Below are 15,871 nucleotides of genomic sequence, written 5' to 3' on the forward strand. Positions count from 1 at the left end.
CGTCAGCCGAAGCCGTTGGGGCAGAGGAACGCCTTGATGCCGGCCGGCGCGCTCGCGAGCAGCGCCGGCCGCTCGTCCGCCGAGCAGAAGTTGCTGCCGATCTCGGCGGCGACGAACCGGGTCGCGTTCCGCTTCGCGATCAGGTCGATGCCGCCGACGCTCGGGGAGTCGAGCTCGGCCGCGACCCAGTTGCCGGCGCAGCGCTTGCGCGTTACCACGACGTCGTCCGGCAGGGAGCCGCCGTTCGACGCGGCGGCCTGATCGAGGATCGAGCGCTCGGAGGCGCAGGGCATGACGGTGGCCGCGCGCGTCTTGCGCGGCGTGGGCTTCGCAGTGCGCTTCTCAGCGGGTTTCTCGGTGGGCGTCTCCTCCGGGGTTTCCGTAGGGGTCTCCTCGGGAGTCCTTTCGGGGGTCTCCTCGTCCGACGTCTCCTCGGACGGTGTGTGGCTTTCCGAGTAGGTGGAGGAGGAGACGTCGTCCGGGCTCTCGATCGCCTCGGGCGTCCGGGCCGAGCTCAGCGCGAACACCACGCCGATGGTCGCGACCGTCGCCACGACGGCCGCCGCCGACCACAGCGGCAGCGCCAGGCGCCGGCCGTGCGGCGGTCGTGAAAGGGGCAGTGGCCCTGCGCCGTGCGGGGGGCGCGAAAGGGGCTCCGTGCCGTGCGGGGGGCGCGACAGGGGCAGCGTGCCGTGCGGCGGGTGCGTCAGGGGTAGCGTGCCGCCCGCGCGCAGCGCGGTGATCTGGGCGAGCAGCTGGTGTGCGGCCGGTCGGGCCGCTCGCTCCTTGGCGAGCGCGTCGCGTACGAGGTCGCGGATTCTTGACGGCACCCCGGACAGGTCGGGGTCGACGCTCATGACGCGGTAGGCGAGGACGTCGGGGGCCCCGATGCCGAACGGCGGGCGGCCCGTCGCGGCGTACGCCATCAGCGCGCCCCAGGCGAAGACGTCGGCGGCGGCGTCCGCCGGGTCGCCCCGGTACTGCTCGGGGCTGATCCAGCCGGGCGTCCCGATCAGCGCGCCGGTGCCCGTGAGGCCGCTCTCGTCGAGGGCCCTGGCGATGCCGAAGTCCAGGACCTTCGCCCCGGAGGCGGCGAGGATCACGTTCCCCGGCTTGAGGTCGCGGTGCACGATGCCGGCCCGGTGGATGTCGGTGAGCGCCTCGGCGATGTCCACGCCGAACGACAGCAGCTCGTCCGGCCGCAGCGGCCCGCGATCCCGCACGTGGTCGCTCAGCGTCGGCCCGGGGACGAACTCGGTGGCCAGCCAGGGCGGCACCGCGGTGGTGTCGGAGGCGAGCACGGAGACAGTGCACCGCCCCCGCACCCGCGACAGGAGATCGACCTCGCGGATGAAGCGGGCGAGGAACTGCGGGTCGGCGGCCAGCCCCGGATGGATGACCTTGACCGCGACCCGGGCGCCGTCGGCCGCGGTCCCCGCATAGACCACGCCCATGCCGCCGGCGCCCATCCGGCCCGTGATCTGGTACGGGCCGATGCGTCCACCCGGTTCCGGCGGGCCGAAGCCGCCGGGGTCACTCATCGGGCGCTCCGGGCCGCCGGATCACCGGCCCCGCCGCCGCGTGCCCGCCTCACCGCTGGGCGGGGAGGGCCTGACCGGGCTCCTGGCCGAAGGTGATCACGATGTACCGGCCGTTGGCGTAACTGACCACGGGCCGCCGGAGCTGCTCGCCCACCCGGCGGGCGACGGCCTGGAAGAGCTCCACCATCTCCGGCGTGTCAGCGCTCACCCTGAACCGCCCGCTGGTGGTGAGGTGCTCGGTCACGAGGGCGCTGAAGGCCACTTCGCTCCTGGCTCTCTCGTCCGAGGTGAGCGGAGTCCGCCGGGGCGCGGGCTGCGTGCCGAGAGGGTGGGCCATCGCTGATCTCCTCGTGATCGTGGGCTTCCCAGGATGCCATCCCGGCTGTCCCGCTATCGACCGGTTGGCGTACTCAGACGAGCGCGAGGTCCCTGGTGACCGGGGCGTCCCAGTCGATCAGGTAGCGCTGCTCGGGGCCGACCGTCTTCTCCGGGTTCATGATGGTCTTCAGCATGATCGGCATCATGATCGGCATCAGGACCCGGGCCACCGACCCCGGGGCCTTGGCGTGGTTGATCCGCGCGGCGCGGGCGGCGACCTTCTCCACGCGGCTGCGACGCAGGCGTTCGAAGGCGGCGTACGCCGACGGGATGTCCGGCAGGTCGCGCAGGCAGCGGGCCAGCTGCACCGCGCTCTCGACGGCCAGCGACGCGCCCTGGCCCGAGCTGTTGGACGGCGCGTGCGCGGAGTCGCCGACCAGCACCATGCGTCCCCGGTGCCAGTGCCTGACGGGCGGCATGATGTGCAGCGAACCCACCACCTGCAGCTCGTCGGCTTCGCTGGTCAGGATCAGCTCGCGGCCGGGATCGTCCTCGCCGTAGGCGGCGAGCAGCGTCCGCATCCAGTCGGACGAGGGCACCGCGCGGGCCTCCGTGAGGCTCATCGGGCGCTCCTGCGGCAGGTTGACGCCCCACCGGGTGCCGCCGCCCGGCTCCGGCCAGTAGAGGTAGTAGGCGCGCTTGCCGAAGGCGAACGTCATCGTGCCCGGCTCGTGGCCCACCTCGTGCCGCGCGACCGCCTCGAAGCCGAGCAGCCCCGTGTAGCGCGGGCCGGCGGCGTCCGGGTCGATGAGGCGGCGGACGGTCGAGTGGATGCCGTCGGCCCCGATGAGGACGTCGGCCGTGGCGGTGCTGCCGTCGGCGAAGGACGCGGTGACGCCCTTGCCGTCCTCCCGCACGCCGACCAGCCGCTTGCCGTACTCGATCGTGACGCCGCCAGCGACGGCCCGGTCGTGCAGGGCGCGGTTGAGGTCGTTGCGGTGCACCTGCTGCTGCGGGGGCAGGCCGGTCAGCCCCGGCAGGTCCAGGTGCTTGCGGCCGACGGTCATGGCCGTGCGCTTGACCGGTGTGGCGATGGCGGTCACGGCCTCGTCCGCGCCGATGGTGCGCAGGGCCGCGAGGCCGTTCGGGGCGAGCGCGAGCGTGCCGCCGACGCCGCTGGTGAGGCTCGGGTACGCCTCGTGGACGGTGGCCTCGATGCCCGCTTTGCGTAGTGCCAGTGCGGCCACGGGCCCGGCGATGCCGCCGCCGATGACGATCGCTGTCTTGACCTCGGTCATGGTCCTTCTCCCTGGGTGATCGGTTCGCGTGCAGCCGGAACCGCCCCGGGAGAGGAGCCAGGCTATCCTCGTGGTTGCCGCCTCGGGCCTGACGCCTTTCCCAGGTGTGGTTCGGGGAATGGGTCCCGGCGTGGTGTTGGCGCACCGCGCCGGGACCGTGGATCTACTCGTCGGTGCTGGTCTTGTCCGCGAGCTCCTGAAGCTCAGCCGGCAGCTCGCCGGTCTCGTGGAAGGTCCGCCAGACGTCCAGCCCCGGATACGCGCCGGAGTCGAGCTCGGCGAGCAGGGACCGGATCCAGGCGGCCTCCGCCTCCTGGACGGCCAGGTCATATTCCGCCTCGACCAGGAACAACCGCGGCACCTGCCGCAGATAGCCCTCCAGCGTGTCGCGGGCGGTCTCGATGGCCTCCTCCAGCGCGTGCAGCCGCTGCCGGAGGAGGCTCGTGGCCTCGTCCGGATGCAGGACGCTGAGCACCGACAGGCCGGCGCGGAACCGCGGCTGCTCCCTGACGGGGGTCGAGACCAGCTCGCGGGCCCAGTCGACCAGCTCCGCGCGGCCGTCGTCGGTGATGCGATAGACGGTCCGCTCGGGCCGGCGGCCTTCGCGGACGCTTTCCACGGCCGCGATCAGGCCGTGCTTGTCCATGTTGCGGACGACTGTGTAGAGGGACCCCCACTTGATGTCCATGTCCTGTTCCTTGCCCCAGCCCCGCAACGCCGTGGCGATCTCGTACGGGTGCATCGGCCGCTGGGCCAGGGCGGACAGGACGGCGAGTGCCAGCAGATTGCCGACCTTGCGGGCTTTCGGCATCGTCACTCACCTCAGGTATATTCGTCTACGGTTACTCGTAGACGAATATACGCTTGCGAGCGACGACCGGGCAAGGGTCAGAAATACTTGGACGTGAGGTCTGTCGTGGGCCAGGACGACACGGAGACCTTGTTCATGTCGTCGTCGATCGTGTCGTAGTCGAGCGACCCGGTCTCCTCCCGCCGGTTGAACGTCACCGCGTAGCTGAACCCGTTCTGCAGCCGCGCGAGATAGGTGAACGTGCCCGGCATCGAGCCGTTGTGCCAGGTGTTGACGTGGCCGGTGACCTGGCGCACCCACCAGCCGCCGCCGTACCAGGAGCCGTACTCGTTGACGCCGATCTCCGGCTTGGCGATCAGCTTGGCGATCGAGGCCGAGCTGAGCACGGTGCCCGGCTTGTCGAAGGCGAGCGTCCAGCGGACCAGGTCCACGGCGGAGGCCAGCCAGCCGCCGTTCGCGTCCTGGTTGGGCATGTTGAACCCGCCGTACGGATAGGGGACGACGGTGCCTGAGGTGTCCATGACCGTCTTGTTCGTGTACTGCGACTCGTAGGAGATCTCGCCGGTCACGGCCTCGCTCTTGAGGCTCTTGCCGATCCGCATCCGGGTGATGCCCAGCGGCGCGAGCAGCTTGGTCTTGACGTACGACTCGTATGACGTGCCGGAGACCCGCTCGATGATCCGGCCGAGCAGCAGGTAGCCGTAGTTGCTGTAGACCATCTTCGTGCCCGGGTCGAAGTCGAGCTTGCGGGCGGTCGCGTACTTGATGATGTCGGCGTGCCCGATCGGCAGCGGGATGCCGAGCGCGGCCGAGATGGTGTGGTCCAGCCAGAGCGGGTCCTTGGAGGCTGTCGAGTCCCAGCCGCCCAGGTGCTGCATCAGCCTGAGCACGGTGACCTGCTCCATGCGGGGGTCGGCCGGGGTGAGCCCGAGCAGCTGGGTGACCTTGGCCGACAGGCTCAGCTTGCCGTCCTGGACCAGGCGCATGATCGCGGCCGAGGTGATGTTCTTGCTCAGGCTGGCGATCCGGAACAGCGACGTCGGCGACACCGTCGGCAGCGCCCTGGAGTAGTCGTTGTAGCGGTAGGCGCGCGCCAGCACGATCTTGCCGCTCTTCATGATGGCGAGCTGCGCGGCGGTGATCTTGCGATCCTTCACGAAGGTCTTCACCACGTTGTCGAACCCGGCCAGCGTCGCGGGCGCCGTGCCCGCGGTCTGCACCACCGGCAACGGCGCGGCCGCGTGCGCCGGGCGGGTGGCCGGCAGGACTGCGGCGGGCACCGCGATCGCGCCGGCCCTGAGCAGGCTCCGGCGAGAGAGCATTGTCATGTTTCAGACCCCTAAGTCACATCCGTAGCAATGGCCACACATCTTACGGATGTCCGAAACTCGGGGTCAGCGAAGCCGGGGAACGGCATCGAGCAGGGCCCGCGTGTACGGGTCCCTGGGGTCGGTCAGCACGTCGTCCACCGGCCCGGACTCGACGATGCGGCCCCGGTTCATGACCGCCACGTGGTCGCTGACGTAGCGGACGACGGCCAGGTTGTGCGAGATGAACAGCATGGTCAGGCCCAGCTCGCGCTGCAGGTCGCGGATCAGGTTGAGGACCATGCCCTGCACGGACACGTCCAGGGACGAGGTGATCTCGTCCGCGATCATGACGGCGGGGCGGGCCGCCAGCGCCCGCGCGATGGCCACCCGCTGCCGCTGGCCGCCGGACAGGTGGCGCGGCAGGCGGGTGGCGTGCTCGGCCTCCAGGCCGACGAGGTCGAGCAGCCGCGCCACGTCACCGCCGCCGCGTCCGGGGACGGCCTCGGCGACGGCGGCGCCGACGGTCATCCGGGGGTCCAGCGACGAGTACGGGTCCTGGAAGACGAGCTGCACGCCGCTCGTGGGCGTGATCCGCCCGGCGGCCAGCGGTACCAGGCCCACCGCCGCCCTGGCCAGGGTCGACTTGCCGCATCCCGACTCGCCGACCAGGCCCACGGCCGTCCCCGCGGGCACCGTCAGGTCCACGCCGCCGACCGCGTCCACCGCCCGGCGTCCGCGGCCGAGCCGCACGCGTACGCCGTCGAACTCCAACGCCGTCACGGCGCCTCCTCCCGTACCGGATGCCAGCAGGCCACGCCCCCGTCGAGGGCGGGCATGGCGGTCAGGCAGCGTTCGCCGGCCCGCGGGCACCGTGGCGCGAACGGGCAGCCGGTGACCGGCTCGGCGGGCGACGGCATGCGGCCGGGGATCGTGGCCAGCGGCAGCGCCCGATCGGCCGACATGTCGGGCACCGAGGCCAGCAGTGCCCGCGTGTAGGGATGCGCGGGGCCCGCGACGAGCTGCTCGGCGGTCAGGTCCTCGACGATCACGCCGGCGTACATGACGAGGACCCGCGAGCAGAGCTGCGCGACCACCGCGAGGTCGTGCGAGATGAGCAGGATCGCCGCCCCGGTGGCGGTGCTGACCTCGCGCAGCAGGTCGAGGATCTGCTTCTGGACGGTGACGTCGAGCGCCGTGGTGGGCTCGTCGGCGATGATCAGCCGCGGGCTGCCCATCAGGCCCATGGCGATCATCGCGCGCTGCCGCATGCCGCCGGACAGCTCGTGCGGATACTGCCCGATCACCCTGGCCGCCGCCGCGATGTGCACGTCCGTGAGCCTGGCGACGGCCCGCTCCCTCGCGGCCCGGCGGGCCAGCCGCCCGTGTACGGTCGCCACCTCGGCGAGCTGGATCCCGACGCGCAGGGCCGGGTTCAGCGACGTCATCGGATCCTGGAAGACCATGGCCGTCTCACCCGCCCTGATGGAGCCCGTGACGACGCCGGGCGGCTCGACCAGCCCCGAGACCGCGAGCGCGGTCAGCGACTTGCCCGAGCCCGACTCGCCCACCAGGCCGACGCGCTCGCCGGGCCCGACCGTGAAGGACACGCCCTTGACCGGGACGGCGCCGGCGAAGGAGACGCGCAGGTCCGTCACCGTGAGGGCGTCCCCGGCCACCGGGCGGGCCGACCTGCCCGCCGCCCGCGCGGCCGGGGTCCGCCCGCCGAAGACCTGGGCCGCGTACTCGCCCAGCACGTTGAACGCGAGCCCGGCCAGCACCACCGCGATGCCGGGGGCGAGCGCGGCGGCCGGGTTCACGTAGACCCTGTTCAGCCCTTCGTTGAGCAGCAGCCCCCAGTCGTAGTCCGGCGCCTGCACGCCGAGCCCGAGGAAGGACAGCGCGGCGAAGGCCAGCAGCGCGCCGCCCGCGCCCAGCGTGGCCTGCACGATGAGCGGCTCGCCGATGTTGGGCAGGATGTGCCGGAACAGCATGCGCGCCCGCCCCACCCCGAGCACCCGCGCCGCGGCCACGAAGTCGCGCCCGGCGACCGAGGCGGCCAGCGTCTGGGTGAGCCGGGCGAACGCGGGCACCCCCGCCAGCCCGATCGCGACCGCCGCCGACCGGCCGCCGCTGCCCAGGACCACCGCCAGCACCAGCGCGATCAGCAGGCCGGGGAAGGCGACCACGAGCCCGATGAAGCCGGTCAGCAGGCGTCCCGCGCGGCGGCCGAGCACGGCGGGCAGGCCGCCGAGCAGGAGCCCGCCCGCCACGGTGATCGCGGTGGCCAGCAGCGCCAGCCCGATCGACGGCCGGGCCGCCACCATGACCCTGGCCAGCACGTCCCTGCCGAGCCCGTCGGTGCCCATGGGATGCGCGGCCGACGCGCCCTGCGCGAGCGCCATCGTGTCCGTCCTGACCGCGGCGTCGCCCCAGAGGAGCGCGCCGAGCCCGGCCGCGAACAGCAGGAACGCCAGCGACACCACGGACGCGACCCCCAGCGGGTTCCTCAGCCCCCGCATCAGTCCTCCTTGATCGTCGAACGCGGGTCGAGCCGGCCGAGCGCCACGTCGACGGCCAGGTTCACCAGCAGGACGGCGCCGCCGTAGACGAGCACGACCCCTTGGACCACCGGATAGTCCTTGGCCTTGATCGCCTCCACGAGCGCGCTGCCGAGCCCCGGCCAGACGAACACGTTCTCCACCAGCACGCTGCCCGCGACCAGGCCGGAGATCAGCAGGCCGCCGATGGTGAGCGCGCCGGTGAGCAGGTTCGGCAGGGCGTGGCGCAGGTAGAGCAGGCGGGCGGGCAGGCGCTTGGCGCGGGCCGTGCGGATGTAGTCCGACGACAGCACCGACAGGGCCTCGACGCGGACGATCCTGGCCAGCGCCGCCGCCGGGCCGACAGCCAGGGCCAGCGCGGGCAGCACGTAGTAGGACGGGGTCAGCGAGCCGGAGACGTTCGCGACCGGCAGCAGCTCCCAGGTCACCGCGAACACCACGATCATGGCCACGGCCAGCAGGAACTCCGGCACCACCGCCAGCAGCCCGCTGACGCCGGTGAACAGCAGCTCCGCTGCGCGCCTGCGCCCGCCGCGGGTCCACGCGGCCGCCGCCAGGCCCGCCGGGACGGCGATGAGCATCACGACCGTGAAGGCGACCAGGGCGAGCAGCGCGGTGTACGGGAGGCGGTCGGCGATCGTCCTGGACACCGGCAGCCCCGTGGCCATGGAGGCGCCGAGGTCCCCGCTGAACAGGCCGGTGGCGTACCGGGCGTACTGCTGCCAGATGGGCAGGTCGAGCCCGAGCTCGTGGGTCCGCGCGGCGACCAGCTCGGCGGAGGCCGTGATGCCCAGCGCGGCCCTGATCGGGTCGCCGGGGATGACGTGGATCATGCCGAACGTGGCGGTGATCAGCAGGAGCAGGGAGAGCAGAAAGCGCAGGAGGCGGCGCGCGAGGTAGGCGCCCCAGGGATGTCGCCGGCGCCGCGTCGCGGGGTGCCTGGGGTGGGTCAGGGGCACGGCCATGGCGGGAATCTTGTCATTTGCGAGCTGAGTCGGGAATCGTACGCATCGCCCAGTCTCACGGGGTGCTTCTGTCGGAACGGACAGGAAGTAGTCCGGATATACCGCTGGATTTGCGGTCTTCGTCGGATCCCACGATGACCAGGCCCGCACCTCGTACCACGCTGGCACTCATCGCAGCACCACTCATCGCAGCATGGAGGATGGGAGACGATATGCGCGCTCGCCTGCTCGGGGTGCTCGGCGCGGTGGCCCTGGCGACCGCGGCGTGCGGCGGCTCCGGCGGGGCCCCGCCGCCGGCCGCGGGTAAATACGCCAGGGGCGCCACCTTCACGATGGCCATCATGGAGCCCGGCGACCTGAACCCGCTCCTGACCGCCCTGTCCGAGCCCCGCAACGTCGACTTCTTCCTCTACGACACGCTCGTCTCCTTCAAGGACGACGGCACGGTCATCCCCGGCCTGGCGACCTCGTGGAAGACCACCCCGACCTCCGCCGAGTTCACCCTCGCCAAGGGCGTGACCTGCGCGGACGGCACGCCGCTGACGGCCGGGGACGTGGCCGCCGGCGTCAGCCACATCGCGGACCCGGCCAGCAAGTCCCAGCTCCTCGGCCTGTACGTGCCGGCCGACCTCAAGGCCCGCGCGGACGACAAGGCCGGCACGGTGACGATGACGGTGAAGACCCCCGACCCCTTCCTGCTGCGGCGGCTGGCGTCGGTGTTCGTGGTCTGCGGCAAGGGCCTGTCCGACCCGGCTGGGCTCAAGGCCGGCAAGCACGGCACCGGCCTGTTCCAGATCACCGAGTCCGTGGCCGGCGACCACTACACGCTGACCAAGCGCCCCGAATACGCCTGGGGCCCCGGCGGCGCGACCGGCAAGGACGAGGGACTGCCCGACAAGGTCGTGCTCAAGGTCGTCAAGAACGAGACCACGGCCGCGAACCTGCTGCTGTCCGGCCAGCTCAACGCCGCGTACGTGATCGGCCCCGACCGCGCCCGCGCCGAGGCGAAGAAGCTGTTCAAGAGCGAGATCCGGCTCATGTTCGGCGAGTTCACCTACAACCAGGCGCAGGGCCGCCCGGCCCAGGACGAGCGGGTGCGCCGGGCGCTCACGATGGGCCTCGACCTCGCCGAGCTGCAACGCGTGGCCACCGCGGGGACCGGCGCCACGCCTGAGGGGCTGAGCATGCAGCCCAAGGTCTGCCCGGGAGTGACGACGACCGCCCTTCCGGCGTTCGATCCGGCGGGCGCGGGGGCCCTGCTGGACGAGGCGGGCTGGGCCAAGGGAGCCGACGGCGTCCGGGCGAAGGACGGCAAGAGGCTGAAGCTCACGTTCCTCTATCTCGCCGAGCACGGGGACCCGGGCAAGTCGGTGGCCGAGCTGATGAAGCAGAAGTGGGCCGGGCTCGGGGTCGAGACCGAGCTCAGGCAGCTCACCTCGCCCCAGCTCGCCGGGGTGAACGACGGCTCGATGGACTGGGACGCCGGGTGGATCCAGGTCAACGTGCCGCTGCCGAGCATGATGGTGCCGTTCCTGTCGGGCGACGGGCCGCCGAAGGGCGCCAACTGGTCCTCCATCGCCAACGCCGACTACGACCGGCTGGTGGGCGAGGCCGGGGCGGCCACGGGCGACGCGAGCTGCGCGAAGTGGAACGCCGCGGAGGAGGCGCTCTACAGGAAGGCGGACATCGTCCCGTTCGCGGACATCACCCAGCCGCTGTTCGGGAACGGCGCGGAGTTCGGCCGGTTGGGCGGCTCGTTCGCGCCCAGCACGATTCGCATGATCGCCAGGTGACGCTAGGCGTACAGGCGGATCTGCAGGCTCACCGCGAGGCGGGCGTCCGGGTCGTCGAGGTCCAGGCCGGAGATCGCGGTCAGCCTGCGCAACCGGTAGCGGAAGGTGTTCTGGTGGACGCGTACCGACTTGGCCGCCGCGTGGACGTTGCCCAGGGCGTCGAGATAGGCCCGGAGCGTGCCCACCAGGTCCGTCCCGTGCTCGGCGTCGTAGGCGACCAGCTTCTCGTACGGGCCGGCCGGCGGCTGCTCCTCGGCCGCCACCAGATCCCCGAGCTGCAGTAACAGCGACTCGAAGTACACGTCCCCGTAGGCGGCCGCCACGCCGGAGATCCCTCGCGCGCGCAGGACGCGCAGGGCCCGTGCGGCGTCCGCCCGGGAGCGGCCCACGTCCGCCAGCGTGCTCACCAGGCGCCCGACGCCGATCGCCGCCGGGAAGCGCCGGCCGGTCCTGGCCAGGAAGCTCTCCGCCACGCGCACCGCCCGCCGCTCGGCGTCCGCGGCCTGGACGTGCAGCGGCAGCACCGCGTACGCCACGCCGCCCACCAGCGCCGCCGCGGCGTGCGGGTGGATGGCGCCCACGTGCAGGGCGAGCGCGTCGCAGAACCGCTGCCGCTCGCCCTCCCGCCCCGCCACGTCCTCCATGGCCGTCTCGTCGAGCCCGGCGGCCAGCACGCACACGCGCTCGGTCGTGATGCCCAGCCGGGCCGCGGCGTCGGCGGCGTCCCTGCCGCCCTCCAGCACGGTGGACAGCAGGTCGGCACGCAGCCGGCGCTGGGCGTCCGCGCCCGCGCGCTGGCGCAGCAGGTGCAGCGCGACGATCTTGGCGGCGTCGGCGAACGCCCTGCGCCGGTGCTCGGGCAGCGGGCCGGGCACCGTGGCCCACATCGAGCCCAGGATCTCGTCCCCGGCGCGGACGGCGATGGCGGTCCTGGGCAGCATGCCGCCGCCCAGGTCGAAGAAGATGGGGTCGCGGCTCTGGTACAGCTCGCGGTAGATGCCGCGTTCCTCCTGCAGCCGCTGGTACTTCTCCGGCACCTTCCGCCCCAGGACGGTCTCCACGCGCGCCTGGTCCGCCTCGTCCTGCCGCCCGGAGAACGCCAGCACCCGCGACGACCTGTCCTCGATCGTGATGGGCGCGTCCAGCAGCTCGCACACGGCGTTGGCCAGCGTGAACAGGTCGTCGGGCGGCTCGGCCGGCTCCCCGGGCCCGCCGACGTCGCCCTCGGCGAGCAGGGCCCGTAACAGGGCCGCCACCTGCGCCCACGACGCCGCCCTGGTCAGGCCGAGCAGCACCACCCCGGTCTCCGTCACGGTCGTCCGCACGCGGTCGTCCACCGCGACGGGCGACTTCACGACCAGACCGGCGGCGCCCAGCTTGCCGAGCGCCCGCAGCAGCTCGCAGATGCGGTCACCGCCGTCCACGCCCACGCCGAGCAGGATCGTGCCCGGCGGGGTGGTCAGCTCGTCGAGCGGGTCGTAGATCTGCACCGTGACCACGTCGGCGTCCATGTCGCCGGGGGCGGCGACGATGTCGAGGAACGTCGAGCCGAGGTCGTCCAGGATCCGGCCGAGGGTGGTCAACCTAAGTCTCATCTCCCAGGACATACCAGCCATCGCGGGTGACGTCGACGATCATGTGTCCCGTCTCGCCGCTCGTGAGCAGTGCCTCCCGTACGGCCGCGCGCCAGCGGGCGGCGGTGGCGGGGGAGAGGGCGCGCAGGGTCTCGATGTCCCGGGGCATCGCGATCGCGAGCCGGCCCCGGGATCCACCACCCTCCGTCGTGCGGTGCGGCTCGTCGCCGTCGCGGCCGAGCAGCACGATCGCGCCGCTCAGGTCCGCCTCGGGCCGGTCACGCGGGGGCGCGCTCAGGTCCCAGACGACGTAGAGCCGGTCGGTGTCCTCGCCCGCGTTGATCGCGTCGCGCATCGTCCCGTAGAAGTCGGGCAGGTACGCGGCCGGCCGGGCGCCGAGCTTGTGGATGTTCAGATAGGCGTTCCTGCTGACCAGCGGATCGAACGTCCACGACACCGCGGACACGCCCCTGGCCAGCGCCCAGGCCCGCTGGTGCTCCTTGAGCGCCAGGCCGAGCCCGCCCCTGGCGCCGGGCAGCACGCCGGTGATGTGGGAGTGCAGGTGCCCGTCGCCGGCGAAGAAGCCGATGGAGACGCCGACGAGCTCGCCGCCCCTGCGCGCGCCCGCGACATAGCCGCCGACGTGCGCGATCGACCGGATGAGGCCGGGGTCGAGCAGCTCCTTGTGCCAGATCTTCGTGATCAGGTCGGCGGCCTGGTGGTGCTCGTCGAGGCCGGTGAGCTCGGCGATGGTGATCGTCACGAGGTCTTGGGGGTGGAGCGCACGCCGAAGTACAGGTGCGGCGATCCGTCCCGCAGCGAGTAGAACGCGCCGGGCGTCCAGAGGCGGTCGCCGGGCCGGCGGGCCAGGAACCTGTGCTCGCCCGTGGGCACCAGGTCGAAGCTCATGGGCGGCTGCAGGTCGGCGAGGTCGCTGGTGTTCTCGTAGATCAGCTCGGCGGTCCGTACGGTGATGCGGGCTCCTGTGCGTTCGTACACGCCCTCGTGCGCGGCGAGATCGTGCTCCGACGGCGGGTCGGGCGGCTGCGGCGGGCTCGGCGGACGCAGCCCGGCGAGCCGGGGGAACAGGTCGGCGGCGACGGCGTGGAAGAAGCCGTCGGTGTCGCCGCCGTTCGCCAGGAGCGCGATCACGGTGCCCGTGGAGGGGACCACCCACAGCATCGCGGCCTGGCCGATCGTGTTGCCGCCGTGCAGCAGGACAGGGGTGCCGTCCCAGGTGTCGAGGATCCAGCCGAGGCCCCAGTGCGTGCCGTAGACGCGCGCGGGCACCTCGACCCGTGGCTTGGCCATCGCCCGCACGCTCTCCTCCGACAGCGGGCCGCCGCCCGCGGCGAAGGTGCGGCCGAAGCGGACCAGGTCGGCGGCCGTCGCGCAGATCTGGCCCGCAGGGCTGTTGGAGCGCATGATGCCCCAGGTCGGAGTGGGGTCGTTCGCGTCGCCGAGGTGGCCGGTCGCGGCGCGGAAGCGCAGGACGTCCTCGGGCAGCGTCCAGGTGCCGGTCAGGCCGAGCGGGGTGACGAGCTGGTCGCGCAGGGCGGTGTCCCAGACCTTGCCGGTGATGACCTCGACGACGCGGCCGGCGACGGAGAAGCCGCCGTTGCTGTAGGAGTGCGTGGCGCCCGCCGGGTGGGCGAGCGGCCTGGCGGCGATGGCGGTGACGTACTTCTCCAGGCAGTCGTCACCGCGTCCCGTGTCGTGGAAGAAGTCGCCGTCGAGACCGCTGGTGTGGGTGAGCAGGTGCTCGATCGTCACGCTCGGATCGATCTCCGGCAGCACCTCCGAGACGGGCGTGCCCAGCGTGAGCCTGCCCTGCTCGATCAGCAGCATGATCATCGCGGTCGTCCAGACCTTGGTCACCGAGCCGATCTGGAACAGCGAGCCCGGCGTGGCCTCGACGCCCGTGTCCCGGTTGAGCAGCCCGCCGGCCTGCCGGTGGATCTCACCGTCATGCCAGTACGCCGTGGAAGCCCCGGGCACCTGGAACTCCTCGATCAACTCCGCCAGGCGAATCGTCATGCCTGGCACGCTAGGCGTCCTCCGGGCTACCGCTCTTCGTCGCATCCGACCAACGCGGGCCGCCTTGTTCGGTGCTTCACAACAAGATTTCCCGACTTATGGGGTGTTGGGTGGTTGCATGGTTGATCTCATCCTTCGTGGTGGAACGGTGTACGACGGTCTTGGGTCTGCGGCTTTCGTGGGTGACGTCGCCATATCGGAGGGGCGGATCGTGCCCGGGGACGACATCGTGGGGGCGCGGCGAGTGATCGACGTGACGGGGCTGGCCGTGGCGCCCGGGTTCGTGGACGCGCACGCGCATTCCGACCTGGTGCCGCTGATGGCCGAGGCGCAGCCGTTCAAGCTGCTGCAGGGGGTCACCACCGAGGTCAACGGCAACTGCGGCTTCTCCTACGCGCCCGACGCCTCGGCGCTGGAGGAGCTGACGGGCGCGGAGGTGCCGGACTGGACGTTCGCCGACTACCTGGCGGCGGTCGAGGCCGCCGGGCCCGTGAACCACGTGGCGACGCTCGTCGGGCACTCGACGCTGCGCGGGGCCGTGGCCGGGTTCGCCGAGCGGCTGCGGGAGGGAGACCTGGCGCGGATGTGCGACCTGGCCGTGGCGGCCTTCGAGGCCGGGGCCTGCGGCCTGTCGAGCGGGCTGATCTACCCGCCGGGCAGCTACGCGGGCATCGACGAGCTGGTGGCGCTGGCCAGGGTGGCGCACGGGTACGGGGTGCCGTACACGACTCACATGCGCGACGAGGGCGCCGGGCTCGCGGCGGCGCTCGACGAGGCGGTGGAGATCGCGCGGCGGGCACGGGTGCGGCTGCAGGTGTCGCACTGCAAGGTGGCCGGCCGCCCGAACCACGGGCAGGCCGGGATGCTGCTCGCCAAGCTGCACGCGGCCAGGGCCGGCGGGGTGGACGTGCGCGGGGACCAGTACCCGTACCTGGCGGGCTCGACCGTGCTCGCCGCGCTGCTGCCACCGTCGGCGCTGGCCGGCGGCGGGGTGCGGGACGCGCTCGCGACGCCGGAGGAGCGGGCCCGGCTGCGCGCCACGGCCGAGGCGGGCGGGACCGGCGCGGGGCTCTGGCAGGACGCCACTCCGGAGGGGGTGCTGGTCACCGCGCACGCCGAGCCGTCCTACGCGGGCCGCACGCTGGCCGCCATCGCCGCCGGCCGCGACTGCTGGGAGGTGGCGTGCGACCTGATCGCCGCCGACCCCGCCGCGACGATGGTGGTCTCCCTGATGGCCGAGGAGGACGTGGCCGAGATCATGGCCGACCCGCTCATCGGCATCGGCTCCGACAACGGCCTGCCCACCGGCCTGGAGCACCCGCGCACGTGGGGCTGCTTCCCGCGCTTCCTCGGCACGTACGTGCGGGAGCGGCGGGTTGTGCCCTGGGAGGAGGCGGTACGCAAGATGACCTCCGCGACCGCGGACCAGTTCGCCCTGCGCGGACGCGGCTGGCTCGGGCCGGGCGCGTGGGCCGACATCTGCGTCTTCGACCCGGACACCGTCGGCCACACCGGCACGTACGCCGACCCGGCCGTCCGCCCGTCCGGCATCGTCCACGTCCTGCTGGACGGGCACGTGGTGGTGGAGTCCGGCGAGTTCAGCGGCGAGCGCAGAGGCCGCGTACTCCGCTGAGACCGGCCTGCGGCCTTCATGACTGACCGCGTG

Annotated in this window: 13 protein-coding genes; 2 read left to right on the forward strand and 11 right to left on the reverse strand. The window is 72.6% G+C overall.

Annotated features, from left to right (window positions below):
- Positions 1-2 precede the first annotated feature (2 nt).
- The 8 genes from ETD85_RS64380 to ETD85_RS01225 all read right to left on the reverse strand — a co-directional run bounded on the left by ETD85_RS64380 (position 3) and on the right by ETD85_RS01225 (position 8,801).
- Positions 3-1,541, reverse strand: coding sequence for a serine/threonine-protein kinase (locus tag ETD85_RS64380; RefSeq protein WP_206058009.1), 1,539 nt, complete (start codon positions 1,539-1,541; stop codon positions 3-5).
- A 49-nt stretch (positions 1,542-1,590) separates the two neighbouring features.
- On the reverse strand, positions 1,591-1,878 hold the full coding sequence (locus ETD85_RS01195) for a hypothetical protein (RefSeq protein ID WP_138687680.1): 288 nt from the start codon (positions 1,876-1,878) through the stop codon (positions 1,591-1,593).
- Positions 1,879-1,951: 73 nt separating this feature from the next.
- On the reverse strand, positions 1,952-3,157 hold the full coding sequence (locus tag ETD85_RS01200; RefSeq protein ID WP_138687681.1) for an FAD-dependent oxidoreductase: 1,206 nt from the start codon (positions 3,155-3,157) through the stop codon (positions 1,952-1,954).
- Between the two features lie 163 nt (positions 3,158-3,320).
- Positions 3,321-3,968, reverse strand: coding sequence for a PadR family transcriptional regulator (locus ETD85_RS01205; RefSeq protein WP_138687682.1), 648 nt, complete (start codon positions 3,966-3,968; stop codon positions 3,321-3,323).
- A gap of 77 nt (positions 3,969-4,045) precedes the next feature.
- Entirely contained in the window at positions 4,046-5,296 is a 1,251-nt protein-coding gene (locus ETD85_RS01210) for a serine hydrolase domain-containing protein (protein ID WP_138687683.1), read from the reverse strand.
- 66 nt (positions 5,297-5,362) lie between these two features.
- Entirely contained in the window at positions 5,363-6,058 is a 696-nt protein-coding gene (locus ETD85_RS01215) for an ATP-binding cassette domain-containing protein (protein WP_138687684.1), read from the reverse strand.
- Entirely contained in the window at positions 6,055-7,797 is a 1,743-nt protein-coding gene (locus tag ETD85_RS01220) for a dipeptide/oligopeptide/nickel ABC transporter permease/ATP-binding protein (protein ID WP_138687685.1), read from the reverse strand. Before ETD85_RS01220 ends, ETD85_RS01215 begins: the two co-directional genes overlap by 4 nt.
- Positions 7,797-8,801, reverse strand: coding sequence for an ABC transporter permease (locus ETD85_RS01225; protein ID WP_138687686.1), 1,005 nt, complete (start codon positions 8,799-8,801; stop codon positions 7,797-7,799). The genes ETD85_RS01220 and ETD85_RS01225 overlap by 1 nt, the downstream gene beginning before the upstream one ends.
- A gap of 212 nt (positions 8,802-9,013) precedes the next feature.
- Between ETD85_RS01225 and ETD85_RS01230 the strand changes: the two genes are divergently transcribed.
- A complete protein-coding gene (locus ETD85_RS01230) occupies positions 9,014-10,594 on the forward strand; it encodes an ABC transporter substrate-binding protein (RefSeq protein WP_138687687.1) in 1,581 nt (526 codons plus the stop codon).
- Between the two features lie 2 nt (positions 10,595-10,596).
- On the opposite strand, the gene ETD85_RS01235 is transcribed toward ETD85_RS01230, so the two are convergent.
- Genes ETD85_RS01235 through ETD85_RS01245 form a run of 3 tightly spaced genes read right to left on the reverse strand, consistent with a single transcriptional unit; the run spans position 10,597 to position 14,205 of the window.
- Positions 10,597-12,189 carry a PucR family transcriptional regulator gene (locus tag ETD85_RS01235; protein WP_138687688.1) on the reverse strand — a complete coding sequence of 531 codons (1,593 nt, stop codon included), beginning with the start codon at positions 12,187-12,189 and terminating at the stop codon, positions 10,597-10,599.
- Entirely contained in the window at positions 12,179-12,931 is a 753-nt protein-coding gene (locus ETD85_RS01240) for a GNAT family N-acetyltransferase (RefSeq protein WP_138687689.1), read from the reverse strand. The genes ETD85_RS01235 and ETD85_RS01240 overlap by 11 nt, the downstream gene beginning before the upstream one ends.
- Positions 12,928-14,205 carry a serine hydrolase domain-containing protein gene (locus tag ETD85_RS01245; RefSeq protein ID WP_138687690.1) on the reverse strand — a complete coding sequence of 426 codons (1,278 nt, stop codon included), beginning with the start codon at positions 14,203-14,205 and terminating at the stop codon, positions 12,928-12,930. Before ETD85_RS01245 ends, ETD85_RS01240 begins: the two co-directional genes overlap by 4 nt.
- A gap of 211 nt (positions 14,206-14,416) precedes the next feature.
- Between ETD85_RS01245 and ETD85_RS01250 the strand changes: the two genes are divergently transcribed.
- Positions 14,417-15,838: an N-acyl-D-amino-acid deacylase family protein gene (locus ETD85_RS01250; RefSeq protein WP_240778731.1), complete on the forward strand. Its 1,422-nt coding sequence runs from the start codon at positions 14,417-14,419 to the stop codon at positions 15,836-15,838.
- Positions 15,839-15,871 lie beyond the last annotated feature (33 nt).

The sequence above is a fragment of the Nonomuraea zeae genome (assembly GCF_005889725.1).
GTDB lineage: Bacteria > Actinomycetota > Actinomycetes > Streptosporangiales > Streptosporangiaceae > Nonomuraea > Nonomuraea zeae.

What these genes read in the sequence shown, in the direction of transcription:
- ETD85_RS64380 (WP_206058009.1), bottom strand. Translation starts at nt 1,541, where the DNA reads ATGAGTGACCCCGGCGGCTTCGGCCCGCCGGAACCGGGTGGACGCATC.
- ETD85_RS01225 (WP_138687686.1), bottom strand. Translation starts at nt 8,801, where the DNA reads ATGGCCGTGCCCCTGACCCACCCCAGGCACCCCGCGACGCGGCGCCGG.
- ETD85_RS01205 (WP_138687682.1), bottom strand. Translation starts at nt 3,968, where the DNA reads ATGCCGAAAGCCCGCAAGGTCGGCAATCTGCTGGCACTCGCCGTCCTG.
- ETD85_RS01230 (WP_138687687.1), top strand. Translation starts at nt 9,014, where the DNA reads ATGCGCGCTCGCCTGCTCGGGGTGCTCGGCGCGGTGGCCCTGGCGACC.
- ETD85_RS01195 (WP_138687680.1), bottom strand. Translation starts at nt 1,878, where the DNA reads ATGGCCCACCCTCTCGGCACGCAGCCCGCGCCCCGGCGGACTCCGCTC.
- ETD85_RS01200 (WP_138687681.1), bottom strand. Translation starts at nt 3,157, where the DNA reads ATGACCGAGGTCAAGACAGCGATCGTCATCGGCGGCGGCATCGCCGGG.
- ETD85_RS01235 (WP_138687688.1), bottom strand. Translation starts at nt 12,189, where the DNA reads ATGAGACTTAGGTTGACCACCCTCGGCCGGATCCTGGACGACCTCGGC.
- ETD85_RS01245 (WP_138687690.1), bottom strand. Translation starts at nt 14,205, where the DNA reads ATGACGATTCGCCTGGCGGAGTTGATCGAGGAGTTCCAGGTGCCCGGG.
- ETD85_RS01220 (WP_138687685.1), bottom strand. Translation starts at nt 7,797, where the DNA reads ATGCGGGGGCTGAGGAACCCGCTGGGGGTCGCGTCCGTGGTGTCGCTG.
- ETD85_RS01210 (WP_138687683.1), bottom strand. Translation starts at nt 5,296, where the DNA reads ATGACAATGCTCTCTCGCCGGAGCCTGCTCAGGGCCGGCGCGATCGCG.